A 21,694-nucleotide genomic window follows, 5' to 3' on the forward strand; every position below is an offset into this window, starting at 1 on the left:
AATCTACACTATCCTCTTCGTCGGCAGCGTCAGATGTGTATAAGAGACAGGGCCCCTACAGCGCGCTGCGCTCCACCCGCCGACGTTTGATGGTGCGGAAGCGCCGGGCCACCTGCCGGGCGAGGTCGGCGGCGCCGACCAGGCCGGCCTCGTTGCCGAGGGCGGCGTGCACGATGGTCGCCTCCGGGCGGAAGCCGCGGCCCGTGAGGGTGCGGCGGAAGGTGTCCCGGGCGGGGCCGAGCAGCAGGTCGCCGGCCTCGGAGACCCCGCCGCCGATGACGAAGCGGCCCGGGTCCAGCCCGGCGGCCAGGTTGGCGATGCCGACGCCGAGCCAGGTGCCGACCTCGTAGAGCAGTTCGATGGCGGTCGGGTCGCCCTCCCGCGCGGCCTCGGTGACCAACGGGCCGGTGATGCCGTCGACCGTGCCGCCCGCCCGGGCCAGCAGCGGCTGCACCACCGGGGACTCCTCGGCGACCAGTTCGCGCGCGTCGCGCACCAGGGCGTTGCCGGAGGAGTACTGCTCCCAGCAGCCGCGGTTGCCGCACGGGCAGCGGTGCCCGCCGGGCAGCACCTGCATGTGCCCGAACTCGCCCGCCAGGCCGTACTTCCCCCGGTCGACGTAGCCGTCCCGGACCACCGCGCCGCCGATGCCCGTGCCCAGGGTGAGCATCACCATGTGGTCCTCGCCGCGCCCGGCGCCGAAGCGCCATTCGGCCCAGGCGGCCGCGTTGGCGTCGTTCTCCACGATCACCGGGAACCGCAGCCGTTCGCTGAGCGCCTGCTGGAGCGGCTCGTTGCGCCAGTTGAGGTGCGGGGCGAACAGCACCCGGGAGCGGTCGGCGTCGACCCAGCCGGCCGCGCCGATGCCGACGGCGTGGACGTCGTGCCGGTCCGCGAGCTGCAGCACCAGTTCGACGATGACGTCCTCGACCACCTTGGCGCTCTTGCTCTTGTCCGGGGTGTCGGTGCGCAGCTTCTCCAGCACCTTGCCCTCGCCGTCCACCACTCCGGCGACGACCTTGGTGCCGCCGATGTCGATGCCGATGGTGGGCAGTCGCAGTATTCCCACGGGCAGGGCGCGGCGGCGGCGCTCGGCGCGCGGGCCGAGTCCGAGCAGCGTGGGCAGGACGGGCGGCCGGGTGCTGCTCTGGGGGCTGGTCACGGCTGCGGACGCTCCTCACGGGAATCGAAGCTGGAGGGTCGGGCCAGCTCGTGCGAGAGTTCGGCGAGGTCGGAGCCGCCGGCCATCTCGGTGGTGAGCTGTTCCAGGCTGATCTCGGCGCGGGGGTGACTGCCCGCCATCCGGCCCCGCTTGAGCAGGGTGAAGTGGTCGCCGACCAGGTGCGCGTGGTGCGGGTTGTGGGTGATCAGGACGACCCCGAGCCCGGCGTCGCGGGCGGCGGTGACGTACTTGAGCACCACTCCGGACTGCTTGACGCCGAGTGCGGCGGTGGGCTCGTCCAGGATCAGGGCCTTGGCGCCGAAGTGGACCGCGCGGGCGATCGCCACGCACTGGCGCTGTCCGCCGGAGAGGGTGCCGATCGGCCGGTCGACGTCGTGCAGGTCGATGCCCATCCGCGCGAGTGCCTCACGGGTGGTGGCGCGCATCCCGTCGGCGTCCAGGCGCAGGCCGCCCCAGCGGCGCATGCCCTGTTCGGAGCCGAGGAAGAAGTTGCGCCAGACCGGCATCAGCGGGACGACGGCGAGGTCCTGGTAGACGGTGGCGATGCCGCGGTCCAGGGCCTGGCGCGGGGAGTCGAGGCGGACTTCCTCGCCGCCCACCGTGTAGCTGCCCTCGTCGTGCTGGTGCAGCCCCGAGATGATCTTGATCAGGGTGGACTTGCCGGCCCCGTTGTCGCCGAGCACGCAGCTGATCTCGCCGGTGCGCAGGGTCAGCGAGACGTCCTGGAGCGCCCTGACGGTGCCGTAGCTCTTGCCGACGCCCTCGAGGGCGAGGAGTTCACTGCTCATCGCGGCCCCCGCTCGGCCCGGCGCTTGACGTAGGCGTTCAGCAGCGCGGCCATCAGCAGCATCGCGCCGAGGAAGAACTTGAACCAGTCCGGGTTCCACTGGGCGTAGATGATCCCCTTGCTGACCATGCCGAAGATCAGCGCGCCGAGTGCGGAGCCGACCACGGAGCCGTAGCCGCCGGTGATCAGGCAGCCGCCGATGACGGCCGCGACGATGTAGATCAGCTCGTTGCCGACGCCCTCGCCGGACTGCACGGTGTCGAAGGAGAACAGCAGGTGCTGGCCGAGCACCCAGGCGCCGAAGCCGACGCCGAGGTAGAGCGCCGTCTTCGTCCGGGCGACCGGCACGCCGACCGCGCGGGCGGCGTCCGCGTCGCCGCCGACGGCGAAGATCCAGTTGCCGAAGCGGGTGCGCAGCAGCACCCAGCTGCCGACCGCGAGCAGGCCCAGCCACCACCAGACGGTGGCCTTGATCGTCAGGCCGCCGACGGTGACCTCGGAGGCGAACAGCCGGCGGCAGGCGGCGAAGCCCTCCATGTCGGAGATCGACTTGGTGGAGACCGTCCCGGAGACCGCCTTGGTGACGCCCAGGTTGGCGCCGGTCAGCATCAGGAAGGTGCCGAGGGTGACGATGAAGCTGGGCAGCCTGGTACGGCCGAGCATCCACCCGTTGAACCAGCCGACCGCCAGCGTGGTCACGAGGGAGACCAGCACGCCGACCCAGGTCACCGCGGTGAACTGGTACGAGACCATCGAGGAGGTCAGCGCGGCGGTGGTGACCAGCACGCCGGCCGAGAGGTCGAACTCGCCGCCGATCATCAGCAGCGAGACCGGTACCGCCATGATCCCGATGGTGGACGCCGCGTAGAGCACGGTGCCGAGCGAGGAGGCCCGCAGGAACGGCTCCGCCGCGGCGGCGAAGACCACGAACACCGCGACGGCGGCGATCAGCGAGCCCAGTTCCGGGCGGGCGAGGAGCCGCCGCAGGGCCGCCGGGCGGTCCTGGACGAGGAGGTCCGGGGTGCTCACCTGGTCCCCCTCGCGACGTACTCGGCGAGGGCGTCGGCGTTCTCCTTGGTGAGGATCTGCGGGCCGGTCTCGACCGGCTTGCCCCCGCCGAGCATGTCCAGGTTGGACTTGTACAGCCAGAGCAGGTCGACGCCCTCGTACCCCTGGAGGTAGGGCTGCTGGTCGACGGCGAAGCCGACGCTGCCGGACTTGAGCCCGGCCACCACCTGCCGGCCCAGGTCGAAGGTGTCCAGTTCGACGGAGCGGTGGGCGTCCTGGATCGCCTGCAGTCCGGTGGCGGCCATCGGGCCGGAGAGGGTGAGCACGGTGTCGATGGCCGGGTCGGCCTGGAGCTTGGCGGAGATCGAGGCGCGGGCGTCCGGCATGTCGACGCCGTTGACGTAGAGCACCTGGAAGGCGCCGCCGGCCTTGGACTGGGCGCCGGAGCACCTCTGCTCCTGGCCGACGTTGCCCTGCTCGTGGATGACGCAGAGCACGTTCTTGCGTCCGCGGGAGGACAGTTCGGTGCCGGCCGCCTGGCCGGCGGTGGACTCGTCCTGGCCGATGTGGGTGAGCGCGCCGAACCTCTGGGAGTACTCCTGGCCGGAGTTGATGGTGATCACGGGGATGCCGGCGGCCTTGGCCTTGGCGAGGACGTCGGCCATGGCGTCGCCCTTGGCGAGGGTGACCAGCAGGCCGTCGACCTTCTGGTCGATGGCCGCCTGGACGAGCTGGACCTGGTTCTGGGTCTGCGCGTCGTTGGAGTACAGGAAGGCGATGTTGTCCTTGGCCGCGGCCTGCTCGGCGCCCTTGCGCACAGTGTCCCAGAAGGCGTCGCCGGCCCCGGCGTGGGTCACCATGGCGACCTTCCAGCGCGGGGTGGTGACGGCGCTGCCGGCCGCGGACGCGGCCTTGGCGCGCGCCTCCTCGGCGCGTCTGCCTCCGGTACTGCTGCAACCGGCCGCGGTGACCGCGAGTGCCAGGACGGCGCACGCGGGCCAGAAGCGGCGGGACGGACGAAAGCGGGTGATGCTCATCCCCATAGTCTCCCTGGCCGGGCCGCACGGGATCGCACCGCCTCGCCCGGCGGCGCGATCGGCCCGGGAGGTAAGGTGCCCCGGGGGACCTTTCCTGGAAGTTCGCTGAACATCTGGTCCGGACAACCGCCGTCCGGGTGACAGACTAGGCGCCGATCCGAAGGGGTGCATCACGAGAACGTGATGTTCCTCTCAGGTTCCGCACAGATTCGGACGGCAACCGATCATCCGCCATCGGCCGTCTGATGCCATTGACGTGCGTTCGGGCGCTGGGGCCCGAACGGCGAGCGACCCGGATACGAGAACTCGATGGAACTGACAGGTACGCCATTCTTCATCCTCACCGTCATTCTTGTGCCGGTGTCCATCACAGTGGCGCTGCTGTTCTGGGGGAAGGTCGGCGGCCCCCAGCCGGTGAGGACCCTCACCCGGATCGTCATGATCATGTTCTGCCAGGTCACAGCCGTTCTGATGGTCTTCGTGATGGTCAACAACGCCAACCTGATCTACGGCAACTGGGACGACCTGCTGGGCACCGGCAACCACGTCCGCGCGGTGCCGCCGGTGCCGCCGGCGGAGGCGGCCGGCGGTGAGGCGGCCCGGGAGCTCCCGAAGGTCAAGCAGAGCTTCGGCGGCGTGAACGACCCGGCGGTGCCCGGCGACGTGCAGAAGACCGAGCTCAAGGGCCAGGTCTCCGGCGTCGACGGCGAGGTGCTGGTCTGGCTGCCGCCCCAGTACAACGACCCGGCGTTCAAGGACAAGAAGTTCCCCGTGGTCGAGCTGATCCCGGGCTACCCGGGCTCCTCCTCCACCTGGTACGGCACGCTCAAGGTCTCCGAGCAGCTCAAGCCGCTGATGCAGCAGGGCAAGGTGGCCCCCTTCATCCTGGTCTCGCCGCGCACCCTGCTGCTCGGCAACAACCAGGACGCCGGCTGCACCGACATCCCCGGCAAGGTCAACGCCGACGCCTGGATCACCCGGGACGTCCCGCAGATGGTGCTGGACAACTTCCGCGCCGACCCGTCCGCGGACCGCTGGGCGATCGCCGGCTACTCGGCGGGCGCGCACTGCGCGGCCAAGCTGTCGCTGTCCCACCCCAACCGCTACCGGGCCGGCATCGCGATGTCCGGCTACAACGACCCCGCGTCCGAGAAGGACTCGCTGGTCGGCAAGGACCCGAAGCTGCGCGAGGCCAACAACCCCGTCAACATCCTGAAGGCCTCCCAGCAGCCGCCCAAGGTCGCCCTGCTGGTCAGCGGCTCCAAGGGCGACGGCTACGAGGACGGCGAGGCGATCCGCGCCGCGGCCAAGGCCCCGACCACGATCCAGGTCGAGGAGGGCGTCGGCCCGCACACCACCGAGCAGTGGAAGAAGATGGTCCCGAGCGCCTTCACCTGGCTCAGCTCGATCATCCCGCCGCAGTAGCGCACGGAGGTACGACGGGGCCCGCCGCGATGCTTCGCGGCGGGCCCTCGCGTGTGCCGGACGCGCCGTCAGGCCAGTTCGAGCGCCAGGTAGAAGTCCACCCGGTCCTCCAGCCGGGAGAGGTCACGCCCGGTCAGCTCCTCGATCCGGCCGATCCGGTAGCGCAGGGTGTTCACGTGGACGTGCAGTTGCCCCGCGCAGCGCGTCCAGGAGCCGTCCGAGCGCAGGAAGGCCTCCAGGGTGCGGACCAGGTCCGCCTGGTGCTCGATGTCGTACGCGATCACCTTGTCCAGCAGCCGGCTGCGGAAGGCCCGGCGGACCTCGTCCGGGACGGCGGCCAGCAGCAGCACGTGCGAGGCGAGCTCCTCGGGGCCGGCGACGCAGACCCGGCCGACCCGGGAGGCGGCGATCCGGCGGGCGTGCCGGGCCTCCTCCAGGGCGCCGCGCAGACCGCCGGCCTCGGGGGCGGGGGCGGAGACACCGAGGGTGATCCGCCCCTCGGAGCCGAGCCCGGCCTCCAGCGGGGCGAGCAGGTCGCGCAGGGTGTCGGCCGGCACCGGGCTGTCCGGGGCGGGCAGCACCACGACGGCGCCGCTGCCCGTCCCGGCGACCAGGGCGCGGTCGGTGGAAGCGCCGAGCGCCTCCTCCAGCACGGCCCGGACGGTGCCCTCCGGCAGGCCGGTGCCCTCCGCGCTGAGCACCAGCCAGGAGCCCTCCTCCGCCTGGGACTTGGGATCGGCGCTCTCGTAGCGGGCGGCCATCGCCGAGGAGGCGTACAGGGTGCGGCTGATCTCGGCCGGGTCGGCGTCGCGGCGCAGCAGGGCCAGCACCTCGTCGGCGAGGCGGCGGCGCAGCCGGCGGCCCTCGTCGCGGCGGTGGCGCTCGGCGGCGACGAGGCGGGCCAGGTTCTCGGCGAGCTGCTGGCGCTTGGTGGTCCACTCGGTGACGTCGCCGGCCACCGCGAGCATCCAGTCGGCGAGCGGCGCCTCGTGCTCGGCGGAGACCGCGGCGGGCAGCAGCGAGTAGGAGCCGGCGGCCAGGCGGGCCCGGTGCGGGGGGCGGCGGCGCTGGCGCTGGGCGGCGAGGTGGGCGCGGACCAGCTGGTCGCGGTCCTCGGCGGAGAGCCGGTCGCCGGGGCCGGCGATCACCGCGCCGGTGGGGGCGAGGACCCAGCAGTCCAGGTCGAGGTCGCCGCCGAGCAGGTCCAGCACCGCGTCCAGCCCGCCGCCGCCGGCCGCGGAGACCAGCAGGCGGTGCCGGTCGACCAGGGCGGCGAGGTCGGCCGCGCGGTCCGCGGACACCTGTCGGCCGATGAACTCGGTGACGGTGCCGAAGGCGATGTCGTCGGGGACGGCCAGCAGCGGCATCCGGTGCCGGCGGCAGGCCTCGACCAGGTCGTCGGGCACCGGGCCGACCTCGGCCTCGCCGGCTGCCAGGGCGACCGCGCCGCCGGCCGCGAGGGTCCGTACGAAGCGCTCGGAGTCGGCCGGGACGGTGCGCCAGAGCATGCCGGTGAGCACCAGTTCGCCGCCGTGCAGGTAGCGGCCGGGGTCCTGGAGGTCCGTGGTCATCACACCGCTGACCTGCCGGTCCAGCTCCTCCTCGGCCGCGAGCAGGCGCAGTCGCGGGGCGCCGGGGGCGAGCAGGTCACGGACGCGCATCCGCAGACTCCTAACGGGGGACCGGATCGGGGGAGGAAGGGGGACGGGAAGGGCGGAAGGGGGAAGCGGGGGCCGGGCCTTCGGTCCGGGGGTCACAGTGTGCCCGAACATCCGTGCTCGGCGTTACGTACCAGCGGGGGGCCGGATCGCGGGCCGTAGCCCGTCCGTCACGGCCGGATTACGGTCGTAGGTAGCACCCGGCGAACACCTGGGCTGCGAGGTTCCACTCCTTAGAGGAACGTACAGGATGCCGGGCGCGACCACAGCCGGGGCTTCATGCCATCGGTGACTGCCAGTGGGCCGCGTCACAGGAGTTCACTGGGCGACACGCCGCCGGACACCCGGCGGGCGACGACTTGAGGAGACACCCGCATGGAGTTCCTTCGGCCCGCCACCTGGGACGAGGCGCTCGCGGCGAAGGCTGAGTACCCGACCGCGCTGCCCGTCTCGGGCGGCACGGACGTCATGGTCGAGCTGAACTTCGACGTGCACCGGCCATCCGCGATTCTCGACCTGAACCGCGTCACCGAGCTCACCGAATGGTCGAACGACGGCAGCGTCGTCAGGCTCGGCGCCGCGGTCCCGTACGCCCGGATCATCGCGGAGCTGTCCGCTCCGCTGCCCGGGCTCGCGCTGGCGGCCCACACCGTCGGCTCGCCGCAGATCCGCAACCGCGGCAGCGTCGGCGGCAACCTGGGCGCGGCCTCCCCGGCCGGCGACTCCCACCCGGCGCTGCTGGCGGCCGGCCGGGACGTGCTCGTGGAGGCGGCCTCGGTGCGCGGCACCCGGCTGATCCCGATCGACGACTTCTACCTGGGGGTGAAGCGCAACTGCCTGGAGGCCGACGAGCTGATCCGGGCCGTGCACATCCCGGTGGCGGACGGGCCGCAGCAGTTCTCGAAGATCGGCACCCGCAACGCGATGGTGATCGCGGTCTGCGCGTTCGGCTTCGCCCTCCACCCGAGGAACGGCACCGTCGGCACCGGGATCGGTTCGGCCGCCCCCACGCCGCGCCGCGCCGTCGAGGCCGAGGAGTACCTGCAGGGCGTGCTCGCCGAGCGCGGTCTCTGGGAGTCCGGCGGGCTGCTGGGCGCCGAGGTGGTCCAGCGCTTCGGCGAGCTGGTGAAGGCCGCGGCCTCGCCGATCGACGACGTGCGCGGCACCGCCGAGTACCGCCGGCACGCGCTCGCCGTGATGGCCCGCCGCACCCTCGCCTGGACCTGGAACGACTACAGCAAGCAGATCAGGAGCGCGGCATGAGGGTCACTTTCACCGCCAACGGCAAGCCGGTCGAGGCCGACGACGTGTGGGAGGGCGAGAGCCTGCTCTACGTGCTGCGCGAGCGGGTCGGCCTGCCGGGCTCGAAGAACGCCTGCGAGCAGGGCGAGTGCGGCTCCTGCACGGTCTACCTGGACGGCGTCCCGGTGTGCTCCTGCCTCGTCGCGGCCGGGCAGGTGCAGGACCGCGAGGTCCGCACGGTCGAGGGCCTGAGCGGGGACGACGGCGAACTGGGCCTCGTCCAGCAGGCCTTCGTCGACGCCGGAGCCGTCCAGTGCGGCTTCTGCACCCCCGGCCTGCTGGTGCAGACCGACGCCCTGCTGGAGCAGGACGCCCAGCCGAGCGACAACGACATCCGCGAGGCGCTGTCCGGCAACCTGTGCCGCTGCACCGGCTACGAGAAGATCATGGACGCCGTGCGGCTCGCCTCGGCCCGCAAGTGCGCCGGGAAGGCTTCGGAATGACCACGCGGACCATCCAGGGCCAGAAGAACCTGCAGAACATCAACCAGGCGTCCAAGGACGGCATCGGCGGCTCGCCGCTGCGTCCGGACGGACACCTGAAGGTCAAGGGCGAGTTCGCCTACTCCTCGGACCTGTGGCACGAGGACATGCTGTGGGGCATGGCGCTGCGCTCGCCGCACCCCCGCGCCGACATCCTCTCGGTGGACATCTCCGAGGCGCTCAAGGTGCCCGGCGTCTACGCGGTGCTGACGCACGAGGACATCCCCGGCTCGAAGTACTACGGCCTGGAGATCCAGGACCAGCCGGCCCTGGCCATCGACAAGATCCGGTACCACGGCGAGGCGATCGCGCTGGTCGCCGCCGACCACCCGGAGACGGCCCGCCGCGCGGTGAAGAAGATCAAGGTCGAGTACGAGGTGCTCACCCCGATCGTCACCGAGGAGCAGTGCCTGGACCCGGAGACCCACGGGTACGTCCACGAGCCGCACGAGTACAAGTCGCACGCGTACGGCAACATCTGCCACGAGCAGAAGCTGGTCTCCGGCCTCGGCGTGACCGACGAGGTGCGGGCGCTGGCGGACGTCATCGTCAGCGGCGACTACGAGGTCGGCATGCAGGACCAGGCCTTCCTCGGCCCCGAGTCCGGCCTCGCCGTGCCCGCCGAGGACGGCGGCATCGACCTCTACATCGCCACCCAGTGGCTGCACGTGGACCGCGAGCAGATGGCGCCGGTGCTCGACCTGCCCGAGGAGAAGGTCCGGCTCACGCTGGCCGGCGTCGGCGGCGCCTTCGGCGGCCGCGAGGACATCTCGATGCAGATCCACGCCTGCCTGCTGGCCCAGCACACCGGCAAGCCGGTCAAGATCGTCTACGCCCGGGACGAGTCCTTCTACGGCCACGTGCACCGCCACCCGGCGAAGATGCACTACGAGCACGGCGCCACCCGCGACGGCAAGCTGGTCTTCGCCGACTGCCGGATCGTCCTGGACGGCGGCGCGTACGCCTCCGCCTCGCCGGCCGTCGTCGGCAACGCCGCCTCGCTCGGACACGGCCCGTACGTGATCCCGAACGTCCGGATGCACGCCATCGCGCTCTACAGCAACAACCCGTCCTGCGGGGCGATGCGCGGCTTCGGAGCGGTGCAGGCCGCGTTCGGCTACGAGTCGCAGATGGACAAGCTGGCCGCCGAACTGGGCATGGACCCGGTGGAGTTGCGGCAGCTCAACGCGATGTCGGAGGGCGACCGCATGCCCACCGGCCAGCAGATCGACTCGCCCGCGCCGGTGGCCGAACTCCTGCGCCGGGCCAAGGACATGCCGCTGCCGCCGCCGCTGGACACCGAGCACCTGGACGTGCGCCAGCTGCCGGGGGCACTGTCCAACACCTCGCACGGCGAGGGGATCGTGCGCGGCGTCGGCTACTCGGTCGGCATCAAGAACGTCGGCTTCTCCGAGGGCTTCGACGACTACTCCACCGCCCGGGTGCGGCTGGAGGTGATCGGCGGCGAGCCGGTCGCCATGGTGCACACCGCGATGGCCGAGGTCGGCCAGGGCGGCGTCACCGTGCACGCCCAGATCGCCCGCACCGAGCTGGGCGTCGAACAGGTCACCATCCACCCGGCCAACACCGAAGTGGGATCGGCCGGTTCGACCTCGGCCTCGCGCCAGACGTACATGACCGGCGGCGCCGTCAAGCTGGCCGCCGAGGCCGTCCGGCGCGAGCTGATCGAGAAGGGCCGCCGGCGCTACGGCTGGACCCACAAGGACATCACGCTGGCCGGCGGCAAGGTCGTCTCGGAGAGCGCCGGCGTCCTGGTCCCGATGGTGGACCTGCTCGGCGACGAGGCCATCGACCTCACCCGCGAGCACCACCACCGGCCCACCCAGCCCTTCGACAAGGAGACCGGCCAGGGCTTCGGCCACGTCCAGTACACCTTCTGCGCCAACCGCGCGGTGGTGGACGTCGACGTCGAGCTGGGCCTGGTCAAGGTGGTCGAGCTCACCGCCGTCCAGGACGTCGGCAAGGCGCTCAACCCGCTCTCCGTCGTCGGCCAGATCCAGGGCGGCTGCACCCAGGCGCTCGGCCTGGCGGTGATGGAGGAGATCATCGTCCGGGACGGCAAGGTCCGCAACGCCTCCTTCACCGACTACCTGATCCCCACCATCCTGGACACCCCCCCGATCCCGGTGGAGATCCTCGAACTGCCCGACCCCAACGCGCCGTACGGGCTGCGCGGGGTCGGCGAGGCGCCGACCGTGTCGGCGACGCCGTCCATCGTGGCCGCCATCCGCAACGCCACGGGTCTCGCGCTCAACCGGATCCCCGTCCGGCCGGAGCACCTGACCACCGAACAGCCCGGCTGACGACCGGAGTTCACGCCTCCTCGGGGCGGCGACCGTCTTCCCCGCCGCCCCGGGGGCACCACCCCCACACCCGCTGCCCTACCCGCGCCGAGGTTCCGCAGCGGTGCGCCCCACCCTCAATGCACCGCTGGCACTCCCCCTTCACGAGTGCCCCCCCACAGTGAGTCGATACGTCCCCCTGCGCCGCCTCGTTGACCGGCAGTCAGGTCGGCTCGCCCACCCCAACCCCCTTTGACACTTGGGAGTGGACATGCCCAGGATCCCCACGGAACCCGGCACCACCGAAGACAGACCCACCGAGGACGTCACCCACCCGGCGTCCCCGGCCCCACGCCCGACGAGCGCACTCGACGCCTACTTCAAGATCTCGGCCCGGGGCTCGACACTCGCCAACGAACTGCGCGGTGGTCTCACCACCTTCATGGCGATGGCGTACATCATCCTGCTCAACCCGCTCATCCTGAGCGGCGCGGACGTCACCGGCGTCAAGCTGGACCACGCCGCCCTGACCACCGCGACCGCCCTGGCGGCCGCCGTCACCACCATCCTGATGGGCGTGGTCGGCAACGTGCCGCTCGCCCTCGCCGCCGGGCTCTCGGTCTCCGGCGCGGTCTCCGCGCTCGTCGTCCCGCACACCACCTGGCCCCAGGCCATGGGCCTGTGCGTGATCTACGGCCTGCTGATCGTGCTGCTGGTGGTCTCCGGACTGCGCGAGAAGATCATGAACGGCATCCCGCTGCCGCTCAAGTACGCCATCACCATCGGCATCGGCCTGTTCGTCACGGTGATCGGCCTCTACAAGGCCGGCTTCATGCACACCGGCGGCCCCACCCCGCTGTCGCTCGGCCCGACCGGTGAACTCGCCGGCTGGCCGGTGCTGGTCTTCTGCGTCACGCTGCTGACGATCTTCGTGCTGATGGCGCGCGGCGTCCGCGGCGCGATCCTGATCGGCATCGCGGGCGGCACCGTCCTCGCGATGGTCGTCAACCAGGTCGCGCACGTCCCCGCCGCCGCCTGGAAGAACTCCGTGCCGGTGTGGCCCGGCAGCCCGGTCTCCGCGCCGGACTTCAGCCTGTTCGGCCACGTCGACCTGTTCGGCGCCTTCGGCGGCCGGGGCATGGGCGCGATCAGCGCCTCGGTCGCGGTGTTCACCCTGGTCCTGGCCGGCTTCTTCGACGCGATGGCCACCATCATCGGCGTCGGCACCGAGGCCGGACTGGCCGACAAGCAGGGCCGGATGCCCGGACTGTCCAAGGCCCTCTTCATCGACGGCGCCGGCGGCGCGGTCGGCGGCCTCGCGGGCGCCTCCGGCCAGACCGTCTTCGTCGAGTCCGCCACCGGCGTCGGCGACGGCGCCCGGACGGGGCTCGCCTCCGCCGTCACCGGCGGACTGTTCGCGCTGATGCTGTTCTTCTCGCCGATCGCCGGCATCGTGCCCGTCGAAGTGGCCTCCGCCGCCCTGGTCGTGATCGGCTCGATGATGATGAGCCAGGCCCGCCACATCGACTGGTCTGACCGCGAGGTGGCCATCCCGGCCTTCCTCACCTGCGTCCTGATGCCGTTCACGTACAGCATCACCGCGGGCGTCGCGGCCGGCGTCATCTCGTACACCGTCATCAAGGCCGGCACGGGGCGCTGGCGCGAACCCGGGGTGCTGATGTGGGTCCTCACCGCGGTGTTCGTGCTCTACTTCGCGCTCACGCCGATCAAGTCCTGGCTGGGCGTGCACTAGCCGGGCCGCCGGGCGGCAGCGCCCCGCACCACCGCGCTCCGCCCGGACGCGCCACCGCCGCCGTACGGGATCGTTTCCCGTACGGCGGCGCCCCCGCTACTGTCGAACCGTGTAAGGAGCCTCCGCCATGCAGGACATCGCCGAGCAGCTGCAGGCCTGGCACGCGGCCGGGCGCGCCTTCGCCGTGGCCACCGTGGTCGGCGTCTCCGGCAGCGCTCCGCGCGACCCCGGGGCGGCACTGGCCGTGGACGCGGACGGCGAGGCGATCGGCAGCGTCTCCGGCGGATGCGTCGAGGGCGCGGTGTACGAGCTGTGCCAGGCCGCGATCCAGAGCGGCGAGCCGGTGCTGGAACGCTTCGGCTTCAGCGACGAGGACGCCTTCGCGGTCGGGCTGACCTGCGGCGGGATCCTCGACGTGTTCGTCCAGCCGGTCGTGCCGGGAACCGACCCCGGCCTGGACGCCGGAATCGCGCGGATCGCCGACGGGACGCCGGTGGCACTGGCCCGGGTGATCTCCGGACCGGCCGCACTGCTCGGCGCCACCCTCGCCGTCACCGCCGACGGCGTCACCGGGGCGCTCTCCGTCGGCCCGACCACGGTCGGCACGCTGGAGCGGGCGATCGTCGCCGAGACCCGGGCCATGCTGGAGGCCGGACGCACCGGCCGGCTCGTCCTCGGCCTGGACGGGCGCCCCTGCGACGAGCACGAGCGGGGCACCGTCACCTGCTTCGTCGAGTCCTACGTGCCCGCGCCGCGGATGCTGGTGTTCGGGGCGATCGACTTCGCGGCCGCCGTGGTGCGGATCGGCAAGTTCCTCGGCTACCACGTCACCGTCTGCGACGCCCGGCCCGTCTTCGCCACCACCCGCCGGTTCCCCGAGGCCGACGAGGTCGTGGTCGACTGGCCGCACCGCTACCTGGACTCCCAGCTCGGCCGGATCGACGGACGCACCGTGCTCTGCGTGCTCACCCACGACGCCAAGTTCGACGTCCCGCTGCTGGAGCGCGCCCTGCGGCTGCCCGTCGGCTACGTCGGCGCGATGGGCTCGCGCCGCACCCACCGGGACCGCGAGGCGAAACTGCGCGAGACCGGACTCACCGAGGCCGAGCTGGCCCGGCTGCGCTCCCCCATCGGCCTCGACCTCGGCGCGCGCACCCCCGAGGAGACGGCGGTCTCCGTCGCCGCCGAGATCATCGCCCACCGGCGCGCCGGCAGCTGCCTGCCGCTGAGCGCCGGAGACGGACCGATCCACCACGACGCGTCGACGCCGGCCGCGGAGCGTGACCCGGCGGCGCCCGCACAGCAGGCCCGGCCGCGGCGGACCCACGCCGCCTGAGCGTCACGTTGCGTCGCCACCGGAGCGGCGGGACGCTGGAGTTGCGGACTCACCCGAGCCCGGGGAAGGAGCGGGCACCATGCGCGCCCTGCTGGAAATCGAACTCGACACCGAGGCCGGCAACAAGGCCATCGCCGAAGGCAAGATGGCGGAGGGCATCCAGCAAGCCCTGGCCCAGCTCAAGCCGGAAGCCTCGTACTACTTCTCCCGCAACGGACGCCGCGCCATGATCGCCGTCATCGACGTCGCCGACGAAGCCTCGATCCCGTCCATCGCCGAACCGTTCTGGCTCCAGCTGAACGCCAGCGTCGACATCCACCCGTGCATGAACGCCGACGAGCTGAAGGAAGGCCTGCGGCGGCTGGAGTCCTGAGCCTCCCGGTCAGTCGCCCAGCGCCAGCTTCACGCCGAAGCCCAGCACCACCACACCGGTCACCCGGTCCATCAGCCTGCGCGCGGCCGGCCGGCGAAGCCAGCCGCGCAGCACCTGGGCGAAGCCCACCAGGACCGTCGACCAGAGCAGCCCCTCCACGACGTGGACGCAGGTCAGCGCCACGCCCGCGGCGAAGTGCGGGGCGCCGGCGGGGATGAACTGCGGAAGCACGGCCACGTAGAAGACCCCGACCTTGGGGTTCAGCAGGTTGGTCAGCGTGCCCCGCCGCCAGCCGTCGCCGAAGCCGCCCTCCTCGGGCTCCTCCTCCGCCGCCGCCCGGGCGCCCCGGTCGCGGAGCATCCCGAGGCCCATCCACACCAGGTACGCGGCGCCGGCCCAGCGCAGCACCTCGTATCCCACCTGTGAGGCGGTCAGCAGCGCCGTCACGCCCGCCGAGGTCAGCGTCCCCCAGATCAGCGTCCCGGTCTGGATGCCGAGCACGACACCCCAGGCCTGCCGCCGCCGCCCGAGCGCGGACGTCCGCAGGACGAGCGCGGTGTCGAGGCCAGGCGTCAGCGTGAGCAGCCCCACGACGAGGGCGAACGACCACAGGGCGGTTGTCATCTCCATGGGCCTGGATGCTCTCACAGCCCGGCAGGACGGTGGCGCCGTGCCGCTCAGCGGTGGCCGCGATGACGAGGTCCGGTACTGCCAGCGCCCGCGCGTCGCCCTCGGCGGTGAGGAGGGCCCGCACCTCGATGGCGCGGTCCACACCTCGCCGGGTGGGGACCGCCGGTCGGAGTTGCTCGGACCCCTCCGGTGGGATTCCTCCGGTCAGGTGACGTCGAGGCGGGCGGCGAGGCGCAGCAGACCGGGGCTGAGGCGGGCGAGGAGGCGGGCGGCCTTGGCCTCGGGGGTGACCGGGACGACGGGCTTGCCGGTGCGGACGGCGGCGAGGATGGCGGTGGCGACCTTCTCCGGGGGGAAGCCGCGGCGGGCGTAGAGCTTGGCGGCGCGGGCCTGCTTGGCCGCCTGCTCGGCGGCGGTGGTGGCGGAGAAGGTGGAGGCGCGGGTGATGTTGGTGTTGACGATGCCGGGGCAGATGGTGGAGACGCCGATGCCGTGGCCGACGAACTCGGCGCGCAGGCAGTCGGAGAGCATGAACACCGCGGCCTTGCTGGTGGCGTACGCGGTGAGTGCCTTGGAGGGCAGGTAGGCGGCCGCCGAGGAGACGTTGACGATGTGGCCGCCCTGGCCGCGGTCGGCCATCAGGGTGCCGAAGGCCCGGCAGCCGTGGATCACGCCCCAGAGGTTGACGTCCAGGACGCGCTGCCACTCCTTCTCGGTGGTCTGCAGGAACGTTCCGGAGTGGCCGATGCCCGCGTTGTTGACGACCACGTCGGGCACCCCGTGCTCGGCGGCGACGGTCTGTGCGAACGCGTCCACCGCGGCGCCGTCGGAGACGTCGACCCGGTAGGCGTGCGCCGTCGGGCCGATCAGCGAGGCCAGTTCGGCGGTGCGCCGGGCCGACGCGAGGTCGAGGTCGCAGACCACCACACGGGCGCCCTCCTCGGCGAAGGCGAGCGCGGTGGCCCGGCCGATGCCGCTGCCGGCGCCGGTCACCACGACCAGCCGGCCGTCGTCCAGGGCGGCCGCCTCGCCCGTGGCCCGGCCGGCTTGCCCGGCCCGTTCGGCCTCGACGCGGGCGGTGAACCCGCGGACCAGGCCGGCCACGGTGACTCCCTTCTCCAGCAGCGCCGACCAGTGGCCGGCGTGCAGCGTCCGGCGGGTCAGCCTGGGCACCCAGCGCTCCAGGCCCTCGGAGAGGTAGGTGCCCACGTAGCGGTCCCGGGTGAGGGTGACCAGCTGGACCGGGACCTCGGTCGGCCGCTCACGCGGACTGCCCATGGTGGGGCGGAAGTTGGCCCGGTACAGCTCGATGCCGCGGACCGCGTCGCGGCGCAGGCTGCGCTGCGGGTGGTCGGCGCGCGGGGTGACGTGCTCCAGGTCGCGCAGCACCCGCGGCCAGGCCCGGGCGAGACCGAGCCGCCAGACGCCGGGCGCGAGGTACGGCAGGTGGAAGGCGGTGATGTACCAGGAGTGCAGCCCCTGGTGGAGCAGCTGCTTCAGGTGCCGGGGGGTGGGGCGGCGCAGCCGGTGGCGCAGCCAGTACCCCATGTGGTCCAGGCTGGGCCCGGACATCGTGGTGTACGAGGCGATCCGGCGCTCGGCGCCGGGAGCGGTGACGGCCTCCCAGGACTGGATCGAGCCCCAGTCGTGCGCGACCAGGTGGACCGGCCGCTCCGGGCTGACCGCGTCGGCGACGGCGAACAGGTCCTCCGCCAGCCGCTCCAGCCGGTAGCCGTCGCGGTCCGCGGGGACACCGGACTCGCCGGCGCCGCGCACGTCGTAGCGCACCACGTGGTGGTCGCGGGCGAGGTCGGCGGCGATGTCGTCCCAGACGGTGTGGGTGTCCGGGTAGCCGTGGACGAGCAGCACGGTGGGGGCGTCCGGGTCGCCCTGCTCGAAGACGGCCAGCGGGAGGCCGCCGGAGTGGACCGTGCGGCGGCGGACGGGGGTCGTCATCGGGTGGCCTCCAGGGCGGTCGGGTCGGCGGGGTCGGGCCGGTCGGCGGTGGCGGGCGCGGCCGGATCTGCGGTGGCAGCCCCGCCGTTCCAGCGGCGGACGTGCGGCAGGTCGTCGTCCAGCCAGTGGGCGTCGTCCTCGGTGACCACGAGCAGTTCCTCGAACTTGATACCCACGCCGCGGAAACCGATGTGCGGCTCCACCGCCCACAGGCCCGGGGTCGGCGCGTGCCGGGACGACCGCCCGTCCGCCCAGAGCGGTGAACGGCCTTGCAGACGCTCGGAGACGAGCTCCCGGCCGAGGGTCTGCAGGGTGCGCACGCCGAACCCCAGGACGTTGACCCCGGCCGGTCCGCGGGTGACGGTGCGGGTGACCTGGTGGCCGATCACCCGGCCCGGGTAGACCCGGTGGCGGTTGTCGTAGCCGTGCGCGGCGAGCTGCGCGTCCACGGCCGCGTACACCTCGGCGAGCGGCTTGCGGGCACGGACCTCGGCGAGGATCAGCTCGCGGTAGACCCGGAGGTCGTCGGCGAGGCGGTCCCAGAGCCTGTTCTCGCCGACCTTGCCGCCGTAGCCGATGTCGGCGGTGTAGCCGTCCACGACGGGCGCACAGTCCAGCACGTACGGCATGCCCTCCTCCAGGCGGCGGTTGCCGGCGAAGAACTGCAGCGGGGTGTGGAAGTGCCGGAAGGCCGTACGGTCGCCGAACCAGGCGAAGGGGACGTGGAAGAAGTCCTGCACCCCGGCGGAGACCAGGCGGCGGCGCAGCTCGGCGGTGGTCTGCCGCTCGGTGACGCCGGGTTCGATCCAGGCGGCGACCTCCTCGGCGCAGTGGTAGGCGAGTTGCTGGGTCTCGCGGAAACGGGCGAGGTCGCGCTCGGTGTAGCGGAAGGCGGGGGTCGCTTTCGCCGACGGGGGCATCGGGGCTCCTTCTAGAGGTCGAGGACGAGGGTCTCGCCCTCGGCGGCCCGGGAGACGCAGGGCAGCAGGGCGCCGGCGGCGCGCTGCTCGGCGGTGAGGCGGCGGTCCCGGTGGTCGGGCGAGCCGGCCGCCACCCGGACCTCGCAGGTGCCGCAGAAGCCCTGGTGGCAGGAGTACGGAAGGTCCGGGCGGGCCTCGCGCAACACGTCCAGGGCGGAGCGGTCGGCGGGGACTTCGAGGGTGGGGCCGTCGGCGCCGAGACGGACGGCGAAGGGCCTGCCGTCGGTGATCGGGGCCGCGCCGAAGCGCTCGAAGTGCAGGGAGGCGGCCGGGGACGCGTCCAGGGCCCGCTGCACGGCGGTGAGCATCGGGGCGGGCCCGCAGCAGTACACGGCGGCGCCGAGCGGGGCGTGGGCGAGCAGCTCGGCGCCGGTGGCCACTCCGTCGTGCTCGTCGTCGGTGCGCAGCACCACGCGGTGCGGGTCGAGGGCCCGCAGCTCGGCCGTGTACGGGAGGGTGCCGGCGCTGCGTCCGACGTGGACCAGGCGCCAGTCCAGGCCGTGCCGCTGCGCCTCGCGGGCCATCGGGAGCAGCGGGGTGATGCCGATGCCGCCGGCCAGCAGGAGGACGGCGGGCTCGGCGCAGAAGGCGAAGCCGTTGCGGGGGCGACGGGCGGTGAGCCGGGTGCCGGGATGCAGGGTGTCGTGGACCTCGACGGACCCGCCGCCGCCCTCGGGCAGCCGTCGGACGGCGATGCGGTAGCTGCGGCGCTCGGCCGGGTCGCCGCAGAGGGAGTAGTGGCGCTCGCGGCCGGAGGGCAGGGTGAGGCGCAGGTGGGCGCCGGGCTGCCAGCCGGGCAGCGGGCCGCCGGAGGGGTCGGCGAGCTGCAGTTCCACGACGTCGGCGGCGGGTCGGCGGCGGGAGGTGACGACCAGTTGCAGCGGCGGGAGGGGGCGGCTGTGCGGGCGGCGGGGGTTGCGGCGAAGCAGGGGGCCGCCGAGGGCCGGGGAGTAGCGGTCGCCGAAGGCGGTGAGCCGGCGGATGAAGGCGTCGGCGCGGGGGCGGCCGTAGAGGTCGGGGGGCGGGTTGAGCAGGTCCATCCGGCGGGGTCCTTGGCGTCGGGAACGGGCGGGGCCGTGACAGACGACGTCTTTCAGCTGACGGACGACGTCGTCTGTTCGCTGAAAACCGTTCGCTGGTATCTGTCGGCTGAAAGCGGTCGGCTGAAGCAGTCGTGAGAGCTGTCGTCCGGGACCAGTCGACTGAATGCTGTCCGCCGACCGCCTTCAGCGCGCTGCCGCCGCGCGGGCGGCCGGGGAGGAGGCGAGGTAGCCCAGCGCCTGGCTGGAGGAGCCCTCCTGGGTGGGGTGGTAGCCCGGCCGCAGGTACCGCAGCCCGGATCGGAGCGATCCGATCGGGTCCGGCAGTAGGCCGCGCTTGGCGATCCGGCCGGCCTCGCGCCAGGTCGGCCGGAGCCTCCCCTCCAGGGTCGGGTCGGCGGCGAGCAGGAAGCGGGCGCCGCGCACCCAGAGGTGGACCAGCAGCGGCCCGGACACCGCCATCCCCCGGATCCGGCGCAGGTAGCCCGGGTCCAGGTGCACCATCAGGTCGAAGGCGACGCTGCGGTGCTCGACCTCCTCGGCGCCGTGCCAGCGCAGCAGGTCGAGCATCGTCGGGTCGGCCTTGGCCCGGTCCAGGCCCGGGGAGTTGAGTGCCCAGTTGCCGAGGAAGGCGGTGAAGTGCTCGATGGCCGCGATGAAGGCGACCCGTTCGATGATGTTCTCGCGCCGCCGGGCCGGTGTCAGGCCCGGCTTGTCGCCCAGGATCCGCCGGAACAGCCAGGAGATCTGCCGGACGTACGGCCGCGGGTCGAGCCCCTGGCCGAGCAGGTGGTCCAGGACTTCCTGGTGCGCCTCGGCGTGGATGGCCTCCTGCCCGATGAACCCGAGGACTTCCTCCCGGAGCCGCTCGTCCCGGATGAGCGGCAGGGCCTCCTTGAACACCTGGACGAACCAGCGCTCGCCCTCGGGCAGCAGGAGGTGGAGCACGTTGATGACGTGGGTGGCCATCGGCTCGTCGGGGATCCAGTGCAGTGGCAGTCCGGACCAGTCGAAGCGGACGTCGCGGGGCTCCAGGACGAGGCTGTCGTGCACCCGCACGGCGGGGGCGGCGACGGCGGGGACTGGGGTGGGGCGGGGCATGGCGGACCCTCCTGACCTGGGGGCGGCGGCGCGGTCCAGGGAAACGTACTCGCGGGTAGCGGCCGGGACAAGGGGTTCGGCGCCCCTTATCGACATCGAGTCTAATAAGTGATGCGGACCGCCGGGCGCCCTTGAGGAAACGCGGGCGCCACGGGAAAGCAGCGCCACGGGGAAGCGGCGCCACGGGCAGGCGGGCGCCACGGGCAGGCGGGCGCCACGGGCAGGCGGGCGCCACGGGCAGGCGGGCGCCCGGGAAAGCCCAGCCGCCCCCGGAAACGCCGGAAGCCCCACCGGTTCCCCGGCAGGGCTTCCTCCGACTCCCGCGCGCGACGGCCGACCCGCCGTCAGACCGCCATCGCCAGCATCAGCGGCGCCGCCCGGGCCGCAAGCAGTTCGGCCGCGGCCTTCAGCTTGTGGACGTTGCCCACCGGCATCGAGGTGGCCAGGCAGCCGACCGTGCTGCCCGCCGTGATCGGCACCGCCGCGCACACCGTGCCCAGCGCGTACTCCTGGATGTCCAGCACCGGCACCGTGGCCGGCTGCCGCTCCAGCCGGTGCATCAGCTGGTCGGCGTCGGTGACCGTGCGGGAGGTGAGCCGGGCGACCGGGTGCCGGGAGAGGTGGTCGCGCCGGGCATCGGCGTCCAGCTGGCCGAGCAGGCACTTTCCGATCGCGCTGGCGTGCGCGGTGGCCCGGAAGTCGACCCACTCCTGCACCGCAGGAGCGTAGTCGGCGGCCGAGACCGCCTCCACCGACAACTCGCCGTCGTGGTACCGGGTGAAGTACACCGCGGCGCCCAACTCGTCGCGCAGTTCGGCGAGTTTGCGGTTGAGTCGGGCCTTCACCAGCTGCTCCCGGTTGTACTGCCCGAGCAGGGCGAAGGTGCCGCCGAGCACCCAACCGCCGTCCTGGCACTGGAGGTAGCCCTCGATCTCCAGGATCTCCGCGAGCCGCCGAACGGTCGGCAGCCCGAGCGAGGTCTCCCGCGCGAGGCCCACCAGGGTGGCCCCGTCGGGGTGGCGGTCGACTGCCTCCAGCAGTCTGAGGGCGTGCTGCAGGGAGGTGAACGGGCCCGTCGGGCCCTGGTCCAGCGCGGCGTGACGACCCGGGGCTGGTGTCGACATGTCGTCCCCTTCCGATGTCCCCCCACGGAGCGACCGCGGGCACCGCCAGACTATCGACCCGGCGCCTCGGGCGACTGCTGTCCGTGAATATCCGTGAACATTCCGTGGAGCAACCTCCGGTCCACCTGGGCGGACACGACCGGCCCCGCCCCCACTGCCCAGGGGGAGGGGCCGGTCGGACGGTCACCGGGTGCGGGCCGGCGGCCGTGAGGGTGG

18 protein-coding genes are annotated in these 21,694 nt (G+C 72.8%); 7 read left to right on the top strand and 11 right to left on the bottom strand.

Features of this window, described 5'->3' with window-relative positions:
• Positions 1 to 55: 55 nt before the first annotated feature.
• From IF30_RS0107895 to IF30_RS0107910, 4 genes are read right to left on the bottom strand one after another with little or no spacing between them, the layout of a single operon-like run.
• On the bottom strand, positions 56 to 1,162 hold the full coding sequence (locus IF30_RS0107895) for an ROK family glucokinase (RefSeq protein ID WP_030233941.1): 1,107 nt from the start codon (positions 1,160 to 1,162) through the stop codon (positions 56 to 58).
• Positions 1,159 to 1,971 (bottom strand): ATP-binding cassette domain-containing protein, encoded by an 813-nt coding sequence (locus IF30_RS0107900; protein ID WP_030233943.1) that lies wholly within the window; start codon positions 1,969 to 1,971, stop codon positions 1,159 to 1,161. The genes IF30_RS0107895 and IF30_RS0107900 overlap by 4 nt, the downstream gene beginning before the upstream one ends.
• Positions 1,968 to 2,999, bottom strand: coding sequence for an ABC transporter permease (locus tag IF30_RS0107905; protein ID WP_030233946.1), 1,032 nt, complete (start codon positions 2,997 to 2,999; stop codon positions 1,968 to 1,970). Before IF30_RS0107905 ends, IF30_RS0107900 begins: the two co-directional genes overlap by 4 nt.
• On the bottom strand, positions 2,996 to 4,009 hold the full coding sequence (locus IF30_RS0107910; protein WP_420791130.1) for a substrate-binding domain-containing protein: 1,014 nt from the start codon (positions 4,007 to 4,009) through the stop codon (positions 2,996 to 2,998). Before IF30_RS0107910 ends, IF30_RS0107905 begins: the two co-directional genes overlap by 4 nt.
• A gap of 366 nt (positions 4,010 to 4,375) precedes the next feature.
• On the opposite strand from IF30_RS0107910, the gene IF30_RS0107915 reads away from it, so the two are divergent.
• Entirely contained in the window at positions 4,376 to 5,440 is a 1,065-nt protein-coding gene (locus tag IF30_RS0107915; RefSeq protein WP_234322626.1) for an alpha/beta hydrolase, read from the top strand.
• Positions 5,441 to 5,508: 68 nt separating this feature from the next.
• On the opposite strand, the gene IF30_RS0107920 is transcribed toward IF30_RS0107915, so the two are convergent.
• A complete protein-coding gene (locus IF30_RS0107920; RefSeq protein ID WP_030233955.1) occupies positions 5,509 to 7,101 on the bottom strand; it encodes a PucR family transcriptional regulator in 1,593 nt (530 codons plus the stop codon).
• A gap of 372 nt (positions 7,102 to 7,473) precedes the next feature.
• Between IF30_RS0107920 and IF30_RS0107925 the strand changes: the two genes are divergently transcribed.
• The 6 genes from IF30_RS0107925 (at position 7,474) to IF30_RS0107950 (ending at position 14,647) form a co-directional block, all read left to right on the top strand.
• Positions 7,474 to 8,361, top strand: a complete 888-nt coding sequence (locus IF30_RS0107925) for an FAD binding domain-containing protein (RefSeq protein ID WP_030233958.1) — start codon at positions 7,474 to 7,476, stop codon at positions 8,359 to 8,361.
• Complete coding sequence (locus IF30_RS0107930; protein ID WP_030233961.1) at positions 8,358 to 8,843, top strand: (2Fe-2S)-binding protein; 486 nt, start codon at positions 8,358 to 8,360, stop codon at positions 8,841 to 8,843. Before IF30_RS0107925 ends, IF30_RS0107930 begins: the two co-directional genes overlap by 4 nt.
• Positions 8,840 to 11,206 (top strand): xanthine dehydrogenase subunit D, encoded by a 2,367-nt coding sequence (gene pucD / locus IF30_RS0107935; RefSeq protein ID WP_051709461.1) that lies wholly within the window; start codon positions 8,840 to 8,842, stop codon positions 11,204 to 11,206. Before IF30_RS0107930 ends, pucD begins: the two co-directional genes overlap by 4 nt.
• Positions 11,207 to 11,456: 250 nt before the next feature.
• On the top strand, positions 11,457 to 12,938 hold the full coding sequence (locus IF30_RS0107940) for an NCS2 family permease (protein ID WP_078891212.1): 1,482 nt from the start codon (positions 11,457 to 11,459) through the stop codon (positions 12,936 to 12,938).
• A 127-nt stretch (positions 12,939 to 13,065) separates the two neighbouring features.
• Positions 13,066 to 14,274 (top strand): XdhC family protein, encoded by a 1,209-nt coding sequence (locus tag IF30_RS0107945; protein ID WP_051709463.1) that lies wholly within the window; start codon positions 13,066 to 13,068, stop codon positions 14,272 to 14,274.
• A gap of 79 nt (positions 14,275 to 14,353) precedes the next feature.
• Entirely contained in the window at positions 14,354 to 14,647 is a 294-nt protein-coding gene (locus IF30_RS0107950; protein ID WP_030233972.1) for a hypothetical protein, read from the top strand.
• A 9-nt stretch (positions 14,648 to 14,656) separates the two neighbouring features.
• On the opposite strand, the gene IF30_RS0107955 is transcribed toward IF30_RS0107950, so the two are convergent.
• The 6 genes from IF30_RS0107955 to IF30_RS0107980 form a co-directional block, all read right to left on the bottom strand.
• Positions 14,657 to 15,277 (bottom strand): LysE family translocator, encoded by a 621-nt coding sequence (locus IF30_RS0107955; RefSeq protein WP_030233976.1) that lies wholly within the window; start codon positions 15,275 to 15,277, stop codon positions 14,657 to 14,659.
• Positions 15,278 to 15,481: 204 nt separating this feature from the next.
• Positions 15,482 to 17,233, bottom strand: a complete 1,752-nt coding sequence (locus tag IF30_RS0107960) for an SDR family oxidoreductase (protein ID WP_030233978.1) — start codon at positions 17,231 to 17,233, stop codon at positions 15,482 to 15,484.
• Complete coding sequence (locus IF30_RS0107965; RefSeq protein WP_051709465.1) at positions 17,230 to 18,153, bottom strand: M24 family metallopeptidase; 924 nt, start codon at positions 18,151 to 18,153, stop codon at positions 17,230 to 17,232. The genes IF30_RS0107960 and IF30_RS0107965 overlap by 4 nt, the downstream gene beginning before the upstream one ends.
• Positions 18,154 to 18,164: 11 nt before the next feature.
• A complete protein-coding gene (locus IF30_RS0107970) occupies positions 18,165 to 19,253 on the bottom strand; it encodes a PDR/VanB family oxidoreductase (RefSeq protein WP_030233982.1) in 1,089 nt (362 codons plus the stop codon).
• A 186-nt stretch (positions 19,254 to 19,439) separates the two neighbouring features.
• The gene (locus tag IF30_RS0107975) at positions 19,440 to 20,354 is read right to left on the bottom strand and encodes a metal-dependent hydrolase (protein WP_030233984.1); all 915 of its coding nucleotides are present in this window, start codon (positions 20,352 to 20,354) and stop codon (positions 19,440 to 19,442) included.
• A gap of 344 nt (positions 20,355 to 20,698) precedes the next feature.
• Positions 20,699 to 21,478: an IclR family transcriptional regulator gene (locus IF30_RS0107980; RefSeq protein WP_030233987.1), complete on the bottom strand. Its 780-nt coding sequence runs from the start codon at positions 21,476 to 21,478 to the stop codon at positions 20,699 to 20,701.
• Between the last annotated feature and the right edge of the window lie 216 nt (positions 21,479 to 21,694).

This window comes from Streptomyces sp. NRRL S-350 (assembly GCF_000719705.1).
Taxonomy (GTDB): domain Bacteria; phylum Actinomycetota; class Actinomycetes; order Streptomycetales; family Streptomycetaceae; genus Kitasatospora.

What these genes read in the sequence shown, in the direction of transcription:
- IF30_RS0107900 (WP_030233943.1), bottom strand. Translation starts at nt 1,971, where the DNA reads ATGAGCAGTGAACTCCTCGCCCTCGAGGGCGTCGGCAAGAGCTACGGC.
- IF30_RS0107920 (WP_030233955.1), bottom strand. Translation starts at nt 7,101, where the DNA reads ATGCGCGTCCGTGACCTGCTCGCCCCCGGCGCCCCGCGACTGCGCCTG.
- IF30_RS0107925 (WP_030233958.1), top strand. Translation starts at nt 7,474, where the DNA reads ATGGAGTTCCTTCGGCCCGCCACCTGGGACGAGGCGCTCGCGGCGAAG.
- IF30_RS0107930 (WP_030233961.1), top strand. Translation starts at nt 8,358, where the DNA reads ATGAGGGTCACTTTCACCGCCAACGGCAAGCCGGTCGAGGCCGACGAC.
- pucD (WP_051709461.1), top strand. Translation starts at nt 8,840, where the DNA reads ATGACCACGCGGACCATCCAGGGCCAGAAGAACCTGCAGAACATCAAC.
- IF30_RS0107940 (WP_078891212.1), top strand. Translation starts at nt 11,457, where the DNA reads ATGCCCAGGATCCCCACGGAACCCGGCACCACCGAAGACAGACCCACC.
- IF30_RS0107945 (WP_051709463.1), top strand. Translation starts at nt 13,066, where the DNA reads ATGCAGGACATCGCCGAGCAGCTGCAGGCCTGGCACGCGGCCGGGCGC.
- IF30_RS0107950 (WP_030233972.1), top strand. Translation starts at nt 14,354, where the DNA reads ATGCGCGCCCTGCTGGAAATCGAACTCGACACCGAGGCCGGCAACAAG.
- IF30_RS0107955 (WP_030233976.1), bottom strand. Translation starts at nt 15,277, where the DNA reads ATGGAGATGACAACCGCCCTGTGGTCGTTCGCCCTCGTCGTGGGGCTG.
- IF30_RS0107960 (WP_030233978.1), bottom strand. Translation starts at nt 17,233, where the DNA reads ATGACGACCCCCGTCCGCCGCCGCACGGTCCACTCCGGCGGCCTCCCG.
- IF30_RS0107965 (WP_051709465.1), bottom strand. Translation starts at nt 18,153, where the DNA reads ATGCCCCCGTCGGCGAAAGCGACCCCCGCCTTCCGCTACACCGAGCGC.
- IF30_RS0107970 (WP_030233982.1), bottom strand. Translation starts at nt 19,253, where the DNA reads ATGGACCTGCTCAACCCGCCCCCCGACCTCTACGGCCGCCCCCGCGCC.
- IF30_RS0107975 (WP_030233984.1), bottom strand. Translation starts at nt 20,354, where the DNA reads ATGCCCCGCCCCACCCCAGTCCCCGCCGTCGCCGCCCCCGCCGTGCGG.
- IF30_RS0107980 (WP_030233987.1), bottom strand. Translation starts at nt 21,478, where the DNA reads ATGTCGACACCAGCCCCGGGTCGTCACGCCGCGCTGGACCAGGGCCCG.